At 60.7% G+C, this 12,159-nt stretch carries 12 protein-coding genes; 5 read left to right on the plus strand and 7 right to left on the minus strand.

The window, feature by feature from the left end; all coding sequences use genetic code 11:
- Nucleotides 1-54: 54 nt before the first annotated feature.
- Together AB4N42_RS16585 and AB4N42_RS16590 are read right to left on the minus strand one after the other, a co-directional pair.
- Nucleotides 55-354, minus strand: a complete 300-nt coding sequence (locus AB4N42_RS16585) for a hypothetical protein (protein ID WP_460115011.1) — start codon at nt 352-354, stop codon at nt 55-57.
- Between the two features lie 497 nt (nt 355-851).
- A complete protein-coding gene (locus AB4N42_RS16590; protein ID WP_334597753.1) occupies nt 852-1,502 on the minus strand; it encodes a response regulator transcription factor in 651 nt (216 codons plus the stop codon).
- Between the two features lie 104 nt (nt 1,503-1,606).
- Between AB4N42_RS16590 and AB4N42_RS16595 the strand changes: the two genes are divergently transcribed.
- Together AB4N42_RS16595 and AB4N42_RS16600 are read left to right on the plus strand one after the other, a co-directional pair.
- Complete coding sequence (locus AB4N42_RS16595) at nt 1,607-3,214, plus strand: ATP-binding response regulator (RefSeq protein WP_030140588.1); 1,608 nt, start codon at nt 1,607-1,609, stop codon at nt 3,212-3,214.
- 203 nt (nt 3,215-3,417) lie between these two features.
- Nucleotides 3,418-5,472: a 2Fe-2S iron-sulfur cluster-binding protein gene (locus tag AB4N42_RS16600; RefSeq protein WP_460115012.1), complete on the plus strand. Its 2,055-nt coding sequence runs from the start codon at nt 3,418-3,420 to the stop codon at nt 5,470-5,472.
- Nucleotides 5,473-5,491: 19 nt separating this feature from the next.
- Here AB4N42_RS16600 and AB4N42_RS16605 read toward each other — a convergent pair whose 3' ends face one another.
- Nucleotides 5,492-6,397 (minus strand): AraC family transcriptional regulator, encoded by a 906-nt coding sequence (locus AB4N42_RS16605; RefSeq protein WP_198796793.1) that lies wholly within the window; start codon nt 6,395-6,397, stop codon nt 5,492-5,494.
- A gap of 110 nt (nt 6,398-6,507) precedes the next feature.
- Here AB4N42_RS16605 and AB4N42_RS16610 point away from each other — a divergent pair, with 110 nt between their 5' ends.
- Together AB4N42_RS16610 and AB4N42_RS16615 are read left to right on the plus strand one after the other, a co-directional pair.
- Entirely contained in the window at nt 6,508-6,855 is a 348-nt protein-coding gene (locus AB4N42_RS16610; protein WP_030140590.1) for a carboxymuconolactone decarboxylase family protein, read from the plus strand.
- 348 nt (nt 6,856-7,203) lie between these two features.
- Nucleotides 7,204-7,758, plus strand: coding sequence for a DUF488 domain-containing protein (locus AB4N42_RS16615; RefSeq protein WP_030140591.1), 555 nt, complete (start codon nt 7,204-7,206; stop codon nt 7,756-7,758).
- On the opposite strand, the gene AB4N42_RS16620 is transcribed toward AB4N42_RS16615, so the two are convergent.
- Nucleotides 7,722-8,693 carry a DMT family transporter gene (locus AB4N42_RS16620; protein WP_334597749.1) on the minus strand — a complete coding sequence of 324 codons (972 nt, stop codon included), beginning with the start codon at nt 8,691-8,693 and terminating at the stop codon, nt 7,722-7,724. The two genes, AB4N42_RS16615 and AB4N42_RS16620, sit on opposite strands and share 37 nt — an antisense overlap.
- Before the next feature lie 74 nt (nt 8,694-8,767).
- Here AB4N42_RS16620 and AB4N42_RS16625 point away from each other — a divergent pair, with 74 nt between their 5' ends.
- Nucleotides 8,768-9,622 carry a LysR family transcriptional regulator gene (locus AB4N42_RS16625; RefSeq protein ID WP_460115013.1) on the plus strand — a complete coding sequence of 285 codons (855 nt, stop codon included), beginning with the start codon at nt 8,768-8,770 and terminating at the stop codon, nt 9,620-9,622.
- A gap of 134 nt (nt 9,623-9,756) precedes the next feature.
- Here AB4N42_RS16625 and AB4N42_RS16630 read toward each other — a convergent pair whose 3' ends face one another.
- The 3 genes from AB4N42_RS16630 to AB4N42_RS16640 form a co-directional block, all read right to left on the minus strand.
- Nucleotides 9,757-10,029 carry a YceK/YidQ family lipoprotein gene (locus AB4N42_RS16630; RefSeq protein ID WP_198796796.1) on the minus strand — a complete coding sequence of 91 codons (273 nt, stop codon included), beginning with the start codon at nt 10,027-10,029 and terminating at the stop codon, nt 9,757-9,759.
- A gap of 98 nt (nt 10,030-10,127) precedes the next feature.
- A complete protein-coding gene (locus AB4N42_RS16635) occupies nt 10,128-10,829 on the minus strand; it encodes an SEL1-like repeat protein (protein ID WP_217859607.1) in 702 nt (233 codons plus the stop codon).
- A gap of 75 nt (nt 10,830-10,904) precedes the next feature.
- Nucleotides 10,905-12,101, minus strand: coding sequence for an MFS transporter (locus AB4N42_RS16640; protein ID WP_431145420.1), 1,197 nt, complete (start codon nt 12,099-12,101; stop codon nt 10,905-10,907).
- Nucleotides 12,102-12,159 lie beyond the last annotated feature (58 nt).

The raw sequence follows: 12,159 nt of genomic DNA on the forward strand, positions 1-12,159 counted from the left end.
CTGGGGGGAGTCCAAGAGGGACCGCTCCCCAGACGGTTCAATAAAACGGGTGCCTCAATAGACCCGGTAATATTTCACCACGTCATCCACGAAATAAATGGTCAAGACGGTGCCCTGGGTCTGGCTCTGGCCGGTTTTCTGGCCGGTGACGCTACCGACGTCATTGGCAACACCCTGGGCTTTGGAAATTTGCGCGGAGGTGTCGTACATCTTCAGGCTCGTCTCGGTGGAGACATACTTGTGAGCCAGCTTCATGTATTTATCCAGGCCTTCTTCCCTTTTGTCATAAGTCCAGTTCGACTCATTGCTGGTGCTGGTCGAATTGAGCTCCTCGCTCGCCGGTGCGCCAAACATCTGGGTGATCTGGCTCTTGGTGGTCTTGCCCGGAATGATGGTTTGCTTCAGGTAACCGACGTTGTATTTCTGTGCGCTTAGCGTTCAGCGAATTCATCAAGTCCCCCGTGTTTGTACAACCCCCCAGGACGCCCGCCAGCAAGCACAGTGCCATTCCGTTTTTAAGTGTTTTTCCATACTTGAAAGACATAAGACTCACCTTGAGTAATGTTCAGGACCGTTCCATTTCACCCAGCCAGGCGCGAAGTTGACCCAACAGCGCACGCCAGCGAATCATTCAATTCAATGCCGCACGCAGCGCCATCCACGAAACGTCGGAACGTGCAGGGCTGCACGCCGTGTTGCGTGAAAAGTTATATACCGGGGTGTTGGCCTTTAATGGCGCGCTGACAGCTTAGGGGGAGGGCAATGACGCAAGCTATAGTACAAGTGTGCTATGGCTTCGATGGGGCGCAGGACGGATAAACACTAAGGGAAACTTATGGTTATCCGATGCTTCAAGTCTGCTGTTTGCCAGGCCATTGGCTTGCGGTCGGATAATTGGAAAATTGAGCGGCAGCCGCCGCGCGGGTAGGGACATCCAGCGCCTTGAGCAAGCTTGAAACATGGATACGAACCGTAAAGGGTGAAATCCCCAATGCCTTGGCGATTTCCTTATTGGTCTTGCCGGCGGCGACCAGGCCAAGGACTTCCCGTTGCCGTGTCGTCAATTGGGACAACGCCGTTGTTTCGACATCGCCCAGGATCGAGTTCTCCGCATGGTATCTCACCACTACTTCGCCTTCGCGAATCGCCATGAAGGCTTCGGCGATGCCGGCCGGGTCGATGTTCTTGCCGATGAAACCGTCTGCGCCCAACGCAATGACCTGGTCGATGACATCGATGTCCTCGACCATGGACACCACGATGATGGAAGTGCGTTTGAATTCATTGCGCAATTGGCTGATGACGTCCAGGGACTTGATGCCCGGGAAACGCAAATCGAGTACCAGTGAATCAATTTCCGCGCCTGTTCGGGCAAGCGCCAATACTTCGTTCAGATTACCCGCTTGTTCGATGACGGCGGTCGGCAAGAGCCTTTCAATCGTTCTCAGCATACCTTCGCGAAACAAGGGATGGTCATCCGCCACGATTACTCTGCAGGTCATGCGAAAGATCCTCCTGATCTTCAAGTCCTGGGCATCGTACCTTAAACAATGGCGCTGGGTTTCAATGTTGAAACAGACTTTTAGGACGGGAGATTCGTTTGAATATGACTGAAAAGAATAGCGAGTTGGACCAGGCCACGTTGCGATTGACCGTCGGTGCCTGTGCCTCGCTGTATATCTTCGTCGTGGCGAGCCTCTCGACCAGCGACTTCGCGACTTATGTACCGATCATGTGGTACATGACTTTTTTCTTCAGCGTCGCGATTCCGTTGCGCATGGCAATCAAGCGTTGGCCGGGGCATTTTTTCCTGCGTCGGCTGTTCGCCATGACGCTCGACTACGTGAGCCTGGCCTTTGCCCTGATCGTTGGCGGAGAGGGCGCGCTGCCGCTTTACGCGGCGGTGCTGTGGGTCACGCTGGGCAACGGCATGCGCTTCGGCACGCGCTACCTGATGATCGCGACGTTGATTGCGTTGGCGACACTGGTGGCGATTTTCCTGTTAACGCCGTTCTGGCGCGGCCAGCCGTTCCTGTTCCTGACCCTGATCGTCACGACGATTGTGGTGCCCGCTTATGCGCACATACTGTTGACACGCACCCGCATCGCCTCGGAGGAGGCGATTGCGGCAAATCAGGAAAAATCCCGGTTCCTGGCCCAGGCCAGCCATGACCTGCGCCAGCCGATCCACTCCATCGGCCTGTTCACCGCCTGCCTGCGCGATGCCAGGCTTGGTCGGGAGGAGCTACGGTTGGTGGACAACATCGACCGCTCGCTGCACATCGTGTCGCAACTGTTTCGTTCGATCCTCGACATCTACACCCTCGACAACGGCCAGCTCGAACCACAGGCCGAACCGGTAAACCTCGGGGCGCTGCTGCAGGATGTGGTCAAGCAGAACACCGAGGCCGCACGTTGGGCCGGCGTCGAGCTGCGCTTGCGGCCCTGCCGGCATTGGGTGCAGGTCAATGCCGGCTTGCTGGCGACCATGGTGCAGAACCTCGTCTCCAACACGCTGAAATATGCCTCCGGGCAACCGGTGCTGATTGGCGTGCGTCCGAAAGGCGATGGCCTGGCGATCGTCATCTATGACAAGGGACGAGGCATTGCCGCCGAGCATCTGCCCGAGGTGTTCAAGGAGTTCTACCGGGTGCGTCACGTGCGGGACAAGGATGTCGAGGGGTTGGGCCTGGGGTTGTCGATCGTCAAGCGCATCAGCCACCTGATCAACCTGGATATCCGTTTGGATTCCAGGCTTGGGAAAGGCACCCGCGCGATGATCCAAGGCTTGGAAATGATCGCGCCGAGAACCCCTGTAGACAGGCCGGTCGCCGCTCAAAATCGTCTTCAAGGATTGCGGGTGTGCCTGGTGGAAGACGACTCCAACGTGCTGATGGCAACGTCGGCACTGCTGGAGAAGTGGGGATGTGTCGTCGAGACCCACAGCGACGGGGTTGGCGTGACCAGCGACTGCGACATCATCATTGCCGATTTCGACTTGGGCACGAAGGTCTCCGGCGCCGAATGCATTGCGGCGATCCGTGAGCAGCGAGGCTGGGAGGTGCCGGCGATGATCATGACCGGGCATGAGATCGAGCGCATTCGCCACGCGCTGCACCACATGAACATTTCGATCCTGGCCAAACCGGTGCGGCCGCCGGAATTGCGGGCGACCTTGCTGGAGCTGACCAAGCACTTTGCCTGGCGGGTCTAGCGTCAACGTACTTCCAGGCCGCCAGCGCCGCTGGTCATTCCATTTCGTGCAACAGTGGATTTCAATCCGTGCGTATTCCTGCGCTCGGCGCTTTGGGCAGAAGATGGCTCCACCGCACACACCGTTCGCCAACGGTGTGATTGGACCTCCCTGACCACAGCGCATTCACCCCGTTGCACAGCCGGGGGCGCAAGGAGTAGCTGATGAACGAAGCCACGAAAGCACAACCTTCGCCCTGGCATGAAGGTGAGTTGACCTTGCAGCGCTCCGTCGGGGCGGTGGAGATGATGGCCGGTGTCGGTCAGCGGCAACTGGCGCGCACCTGGATGCCGGACCAGCACCGTGAGTTCTATGCGCAACTGCCTTTCGTGGTGCTGGGGGCCGTAGATCGCCAGGGCGATGTCTGGGCGACCCTGCGCACCGGCCAGCCCGGTTTCATGAATTCACCGGATCCTGAAACGCTGCATATCCATTTCGATCCGCAGCCCGAGGACCCGGCCCAGGCGGGCATGGGCGAGGGCGATGCCATCGGGATGTTGGGTATCGAGTTGCACACCCGTCGGCGCAATCGCATGAATGGCGTGGTGCGCCGCCAGCTCGACCATGGCCTGGAGATTTCCGTGAGCCAGGCCTATGGCAACTGCCCGCGCTACATCAATCTGCGGCAATACAGCTTTGTCGATGAGCAGCCAGCCGTGTCCCGGGAACTGGCGGTGGCGGATCCGCTGGTTCGTCGGCTGGTCACGGCGGCCGATTCGTTCTACGTCGCCACCTACGTGGTGCGCGACGGCGAGCGCCAGGTCGATGCTTCCCATCGCGGTGGCAAGCCCGGTTTCGTGCGCATGGACGAGGACGGGACGCTGACCATCCCGGATTTTTCCGGAAACCTGTTTTTCAACACCCTGGGCAATATCCTGCTGAACCCTCGCGCCGGCTTGGTCTTCGTCGATTTCCAGACCGGCGATCTGCTGCAAATGAGCGGTTCGGCGCAGGTGTTGCTGGACGACCCGCAGATCGCCGCGTTCCAGGGCGCCGAGCGGCTGTTGCGGTTTACCCCGCAGCGCATTGTCTACCGTCCGGCGGCGATACCGTTGCGCTGGAAGGATCAGGCCGAAGGCGACTCGCCCAATTCACTGATGACCGGCAGTTGGGAGCAGACCGCCGAGCGTTTGCAGGCCGAAGCGCTGAGGACCCATTGGCGCGCGCTGCAGGTCACCCGCGTGGTGGACGAAAGCCACAACATCCGCTCGTTCTACTTGCAGACCACCGACGGTGCCGGCTTGCCCCGGTTCGAAGCCGGGCAGCATCTGCCTGTGCGGGTGTTGTTGGAGGGACAGAAGGCGCCGTCGATCCGCACCTACAGCGTGTCCAGCGCGCCCTCGGACGATTTCCTGCGCATCAGCGTCAAGCGCGATGGCGTGGTGTCGTCGCATCTGCATGAGCAGATCCAGGCGAGCCATGACATCGAGGCTCGGGCGCCACAAGGGCACTTCACCGTGAATCCCACCGAGCGCCGCCCGTTGGTGCTGCTGGCGGCGGGCGTCGGTATCACGCCGCTGTTGTCGATGCTGCGCGAGGTCGTCTACCAAGGGAAACGCATCAGCCGCATGCGCCCGGTCTGGCTGGTGCAGAGTGCCCGGCACGTGGCCGACCTGGCTTTTCGCGAAGAAATCGATGAGTTGGTGGCGCGGGCCGGTGACAAGCTGAAGGTGCTGCGCCTGATCAGCCAACCGCCTACCGACGGCAAGGCCGGGCAGGGCTATGACGTGGCCGGCCGGATCGATGTGGCGTTGCTCAAGCAACTGTTGCCCCTGGACGACTACGATTTTTACTTGTGCGGCCCGGGTACCTTTACCCAGGCGCTGTACGACGGCCTGCGCAAGCTGCGCATCCCGGATGATCGCATCCACGCGGAGACCTTCGGCCCGTCCACGTTGGTGCGCGATATCGAGGTCAGCGTACCGGCGGCCGAACAGGTGCCGGCGGCGAGTGAGCCGGTGAAAGTGCTGTTCTCCAGCTCGGCCAAGGAGGCGCGCTGGGAACCGGGCAGCGGGACGTTGCTGGAGCTGGCCGAGGCCCGCGGGCTGAACCCGGAGTTCAGTTGTCGCGGCGGTTCCTGCGGCACCTGCAAAACCCGCATGACCCAAGGCCAGGTGCATTACCTGACCCAACCCGCCGAGCCGGTGGCCGATGGCGAAGTGCTGATCTGTTGCGCGGTACCGGCCCAGGGCAGCGAGCCTTTGGTGCTGGAGGCCTGAAACCGGCGATGCAGGCGGATTAGATCGTCCGCCTCACGCGTCCCGGCGCCTCGCCATAGAGTTCCTTGAATTTCTTGCTGAACGCCGCCTGGGATTGGTAGCCAACCTGCACGGCAATATCACTCAGGCCCAGATGGGAGTGGCTCAGCAGGCTGAACGCCAGCTCCATGCGCACCTGCGTCAGCAGCACCCACGGCGAGACGCCGGCCACTTTGACGAACGCCCGCATGAAGTTGGCCCGGGACATGCTCGCCAGGTCCGCCAGGCTTTGAATGGTCCATTCGTGGGCCGGGTCGTCCAACATGGATTGCCAGGCGCGGCCCAGGCGTTTATCGCCCAGCAGCGCCAGCGATCCGCTGTCCTGGCCGTGGTTCGCCAGGTGGGCCCGCAGGATCAAGGTGAACAGCGCCTGGGACAGCGCATCAAGGAGGAAGCGCGCGCCGACTTTGTTCGCGTCCGCTTCGGCACGAATCACATCGACCAGTGCCGGCAACGGCCCGTTGGCCGGCAGCGCACCGCTGGGGATCACCAGGTATTCAGGCAGCGACGCAAACAGCAGCGAGGCGCGATTGAAGTGGAATCCACCACAGAGCATGTCCAGTTCCGGGCTGGCACCGCCGATGCGATGGATCGGCAGTGTGGCGCCGCTGATGACCTTCGGCGAGGTCGGCGCCACGGTTTTTCCGGGGCTGTGCATGACATGCGGGGCGCCGCGAGGTAATAACAGGATGTCGCCGGCACGCATGGGCAAGCGCTGGCCGTCGGGAAACTCAACACGGCATTCCCCTGCCAGCACGATGTGGTAGGGCGCGTTGCCGAGTGTCTGCTGTTCGTGGTCCAGGGCCCAGTCACCCTGGAACTGACAACGCAGGTCCAGGCTGCCGCGGACGTTGGCCAGGCTGATGAGTTTATCGATGGCATTCATTTGAGCGTTTCGCGACAAAAGCTGAGCGGATCGAACAAACCTGACCCGCACCCAAGTGGAAAACTGAGGGCGTTGAAACAGTACACCCAACCCACTCAGGAGTTAATGCCATGTTCAATAATTGGTCCGAATTGTTGCCCACCATCCAGAAAGCCTTTGGTGCCCTGGGCCGCAGCAACCCGAAAATGGTCAAGGCCTATATGGCCCTTGGAGAAGCCGCCAGCGAAAACAACGTACTCGACGCCAAGACCCGCGAGCTGATTTCCCTGGCGGTGGCAATCACCACCCACTGCGACGGATGCATCGGGGTCCACACCGATGCCGCCATCAAGGCCGGTGCCAGCCGCGAGGAAGTCGCCGCCGCCTTGGCAACCGCCATCTCGTTGAATGCCGGTGCGGCGTATATCTACTCGCTACGCTCGCTGGAGGCGTACGACACGCTCAAGCAACCAGCCTGATCCTGCGCTTTACCAAGCCCGGTGCACGTTAATGTGGCCGGGCTTTTTTGTGGTTGTTTCATCGACTGTAAGGCCGCCATCGCGAGCAAGCTCGCTCCCACAGGGATCGGTGTGTATGCCGGACTCGTGATGAAGCGAAATCCAGTGTGGGAGCGAGCTTGCTCGCGATAGGGATGGTTCGGTTGATGGGGATGTTGGCTGTACCGCCGTCTTTGCGAGCAATCTCCCACAGTTGGATCGGAGGTCGACCGGGAGAACCAGACGCCGATGTGCAATACACATTATGAGGAAACTAACCCGTCGCAGGGTGGCTCCTAGTGAAGGCACATCGTTGAATTCGGATCCCCCATGGAAAGAACCAGCCTGTACACGATCGGTCACTCGACCCGGACGCTCGAGCAATTCGTGGAGATCGTAAGAAGCTTCGAGGTCGAGATGATCGTCGACGTCAGGACCGTTCCAAGGTCGCGGACCAATCCTCAATACAACCTCGATACGCTGCCTGGATTGCTGGCGCCCCTCGGGTTGCAGCATGAGCAGATCCGAGAGCTGGGCGGCTTGCGAAAAAAGTCCGTGACGGTTCCCGATGACGTCAATGGATTCTGGGAAAACCGTAGCTTCCATAATTACGCGGATTACGCGTTGTCGGACGAATTCGAGGCGGGCCTGGATCGCCTCCGGGCGCTCAGCCGGACGCGACGGTGCGCCATCATGTGCGCGGAAGCGGTCTGGTGGCGCTGTCATCGCCGGATCATTACCGACTACCTGTTGCTTCGCGACGTCGACGTCTTCCATATCATGGACAAAGACAAGGCGACCCAAGCGGTCTTGAATCCGGCGGCACGGCGGTCCGGACTGAAACTGACCTATCCGGCAGTCTCCGACCCGGCAGCCGTTCCGTGAGGTTGTTTACGTCGCGCGTCACGCGTTTCCTCGCGCACGACCAGCCAGATCCCGACCGCAGACAGCGCCATCCCCAGCGCCATCTGCCATGACAATGGTTCATCGAACATTGCCCACGCCCATAGCATCGTAATGGGCGGACTCAGGTACAGGACGCTGGCGACACGGGTCGCCGAGGCTCGGCGCAGGCACAGCCAGTAAAGACCGTATCCGCCCATCGTCGACAACCCCGCCGTCCATAAGACGCTCAATACGAACCCGGTATTGGCTATCGGCGCCAGGCCGCCCTGCATGCCTTCGATCAGGGCGAACGCCAGGCCCGAGACGCAGCATTGCAGCCAGAGGTTGGGCAACAGGTCCATGGACTGCGAGGCCGGGAGTTGCTTTTGCCACAGCGTCGCGGCGGCGAGCGACAGCATGCCCAGCAACGGCAGGCCGTAAACCCACAAGGGCGCGCTGCCCCACGCCAATGCGCCATGGGTGCCGAGGGCGACGCCGGCCACGCCGACGAGCAAGCCAGCCCAGATCCGCGACGTCAGACGTTGGCCGAGCACACCGGCGGCCAGCAGCGCGAGGCCCAACGGCAACAAGTCGGCGAACAAGGCCGCCAGCCCCGCCGGCACGCCCAGGGCAATGCCTTGGGTAATGCCGGCGAGATAGCCGGCCATGGCCAGCAAGCCGATACCGGCATTTTTCAGCAGCGCGACCCATGAAGTCTGCCGCAGTTGCCTGGCGACAAATGGGAACAGCAAGAGCGTGACCAGGACGCAGCGCCAGAACACCACGAGCAACGGCGGCGCGTAATCGATGGAGAATCGCGCACCGACGAAGCCGGAGCTCCACGCCACCAGCAACGCCGCTTCGAGCAGCGGCAAAGGGATCAGCCAGTAGCAACTGGGGGACGAGGCGCAAGTGATCGATTTGGGCGAGTTCATGGTCACAAGCTACGAAAGCCGACTAATCTAATAAATCAAAATTTCCTGCAGTACTCGTTCACGAAGATTGAATCATGACAGCCATACTGGATATCGAACTGATCCGGACCTTTCATGCGGTTGCGCGAATCGGCAAGTTCAGCGCGGCAGCGCAACAGCTGCATAAAAGCCCGGCGGCGGTGAGCGTGCACATCCAGCGCCTGGAAGCGGTCGCCGGCGGTCGTCTGCTTGACCGGGACAATCAATCAGTCGCCCTGACTGCGCTGGGCAGGCGTTTGCTCGTTTCCACCACCGAGCTGCTCGCGACCCACGACCGGGTGCTGGCTGACCTCCAAGGCACACGGCTGGCGGGGCGCATCAGTTTGGGCGTGCCGGACGAATACGCCGACCATGTCATCCGCGACATCCTTCCGACCTTCACGGCTGCCTGGCCCAACGTGATCCTGGAACTCAAGACGGCACCCAGCTACGCCCTGCGCGAACAGGTGCAGCGCGGCAAGCTCCACGCGGCCGTGCTCACCCAGCCGATGGACCAGCCTTCGACAGGCGCACAGGTCCTGACTACCACGACGCCCGTTTGGGTCGGGGCAATCCACACGACAGCCAGCTCTACAGCGCCGCTCGCGCTAGCGGTGCATGCCACACAATGCCCGTATCGCCGGGCGATGATGCAAGCGCTCAGAGACAATGGCCGGCGTTTGCGCATCGTCCTGGAAAGCCCGTCCAACCAAGCCATCAAGGCCTGTGTCGAGGCCGGGTTGGCGATCAGCCTGATCGACCGCGCCCGTGTGACCGAAAACATGCGCATCCTTGATGGCCTGCCGGTGATTGCCGACCACAAAGTGGTGTTCATGCGATCCGAAACGTCATACGCGGAAGAAGCGATTGATCTGCTTGGCGAGGCCATGCAACAGCGTTTTCGGCTGTAGGCAGAGGTCGGGTATTTCCTGGCGGAGAGGGGCAGGCGACCGAACGTTTCGCGCCCATACAATTTGGGTCGATCATGGCGAGGAGCTGGAGCAGCGTTTCAACGCCTAGGCGGCGCAGGCCGTGGACGCGGGGTTTATTCTTCGGACGGCCTTATCTGAAAAATGGTGTAGGGCAGGATCAGCGTATCGGCGACGAAACTCAGGGGCAGGTCGATGGCCGCCAACGGCGCAAACGCACTGGCGTACGTCGCGTTATCCTCAGTCACCGCTTCCTTGAGAATCTGGTAATCGAAGTACACCCCGCAGTAAGGTTGGACGCCGCAGAGCCCCCCGTTGCCAAAGGTTTCGTTGGCCGTCGCGCATCCTGTCAGCAGTGCGATGGTCAGAGCTGTTCCAATGATGCGCATGGCGTTCCCTCGTTGTTGGTGCGCGACTGTAGCATTTGTACCAGGCGGACCTGCATCTAGATCGAACAATGTGCTTTGCAGTCTCATCGCGCCTGCGACTATTTAAAAATCTCCATGCGCTTCTTGGCCCTGTAGCAGTCGTTGACGTCGATGGCTTTCTGGTAATACTCCAAGCGTCGAGCGCGGTTGATGTTTCCCTGTATTCGATAGATCTCCGCCTGGAAGTCACGACCGCTGCCCCATTGCATGGCGAATCCCACAGGTTCCTCTTTCCTGCATTCAAGCCTGACGACAGGCTGTGGAAAGTATTGTTCGTAGAGCGGAATGCTGGTTTCCATGGCTTGCAATGCAGCCTGGTACTCGGGCGTTTCGGTAAATGCGATGCACCAGGATGAGATTTCCAAAGCCGGCGGAGCGAAGCCTTGAGCGAGGCTTTGTTCAAACAGAGGGCAGGCTTTTTCTTTTATCACTTCGCTTGGAGAAAGCATCACGTAAATCAGCCCGAGACGATATTGGGCGACCGGATGATCAAGGGCTGCTGCTTGTTCCAGGAGGGGCATTGCGTGCTTGAGCAATAACCCAGCTTCTCCGGCCAGGTTCAGGGAGCGCTCCTTTTCCTGCGCTCCGGTAGTTGGCGTCTCGGCTGTAACTGCCTCGAGCTTGCTGTTCGCTTCTACTAGATATGGGACGGCCTGCTGATAAAGCGTTTCACCGCGTGGGTCTATAGGCAACGTCTTGGCCATGCACAGCTCAGACAACAGGCACGTCAGCAGGGCGTAGCTGCGAAAACTAAGCGACATTGATCGAGGGCTCCTTGGATCAACACTGAAATTGGCGGTGAAGATTACCGTATGGCCAATTGTTCATACCGTTTTTTATTCGCCGCACGCTGCCAGACGAGTCGAAGCGCACCAAAGCAACAACGCCACCGCACTGATCAACCCACCCAGCCAACTGACCGCGACCCAGCCCCACAGCCCATAGACCTGGGTCGCGGCGACGGCTCCGAGGGCGCTGCCTATCGAGTAGAAGCACATGTAGGCGCCGACCATGCGACCTTGCGCGTCGGGGCGTGCGGCGAAAAGGAGGCTCTGGTTGGTGACGTGCACGGCTTGCACGGCGAAGTCGAGCAGGACCACGCCGCAGACCAGGGCGATCAGGGAGCTTTCGGCAAATGAGATGGGCAGCCATGCGAGCGCCAAGACCGCCAGGGACAAGCCGGTGACGCGTTGTCCGAACCCTCGATCGGCCCAGCGCCCGGCACGTCGAGCCGCCAGCGCCCCCGCAACGCCGGCCAGGCCAAACAGGCCGATGGCGGTGTGGGAAAGCGACAGCGGCGGGGCGCTCAGCGGCAGGACCATGGCGGTCCACAGTACGGAAAACGCGGCGAAGATCAGCAGGGCGAACAGGCCCCTGATCCGCAAGAGCGGTTCGGTCATGAACAGTTGGAACAACGAGCGGATCAATGCCGGGTAAGACTGCCGGTCAGGGGGCGACGCCGTGGTGGGCGCCACTTTCCAGAACATCATCGCGATGACCAGCATCAGTCCCGACGACACCAGATAAACCGCCCGCCAACCTGCCAGGTCGGCAATCAATCCAGAGATGAACCGTGCCAGGAGAATGCCCAGCACGATAGCGCTGGTGAGCGTGCCGACCGCCTGCCCACGTTGGGCTGGGGCAGCCAGCGTGGCGGCATAGGCGACGAGCACCTGGACGACCACGGCCAGCAAACCCGTGACGATCATGGCACCCAGCAGGACCAGCCAATGCTGTGATGCGCCGACGCCCGCCAGGGCAATCACCGATAACGTAACCAGAGTGAGGATCAACCGTTTGCCGTCGATCCGGTCGCCCAGCGGGACGATGGAGAGCAATCCCAAGGCGTATCCGAGCTGCGTGGCGGTTACTACGCTGCCGATCGAGGCGGGGGCGACGTCGAGGCTTTCTGCCATTGAAGCGAGGAGTGGTTGAGCGAAATACACGTTGGCGACGGCCAGGGCGCAGGTGATCGAGAAGAGGAACGTCAGGCGGGGTGACAGGCCTTGGGGGAGGTGGGTGTAGGCGGTCATGGTGCTCCTTGATCCGGTTGCAATTAGAAACCTGTTTTATTTTTGCGCGATTAGGTTT

It is taken from the genome of Pseudomonas sp. H2_D02, assembly GCF_054677635.1.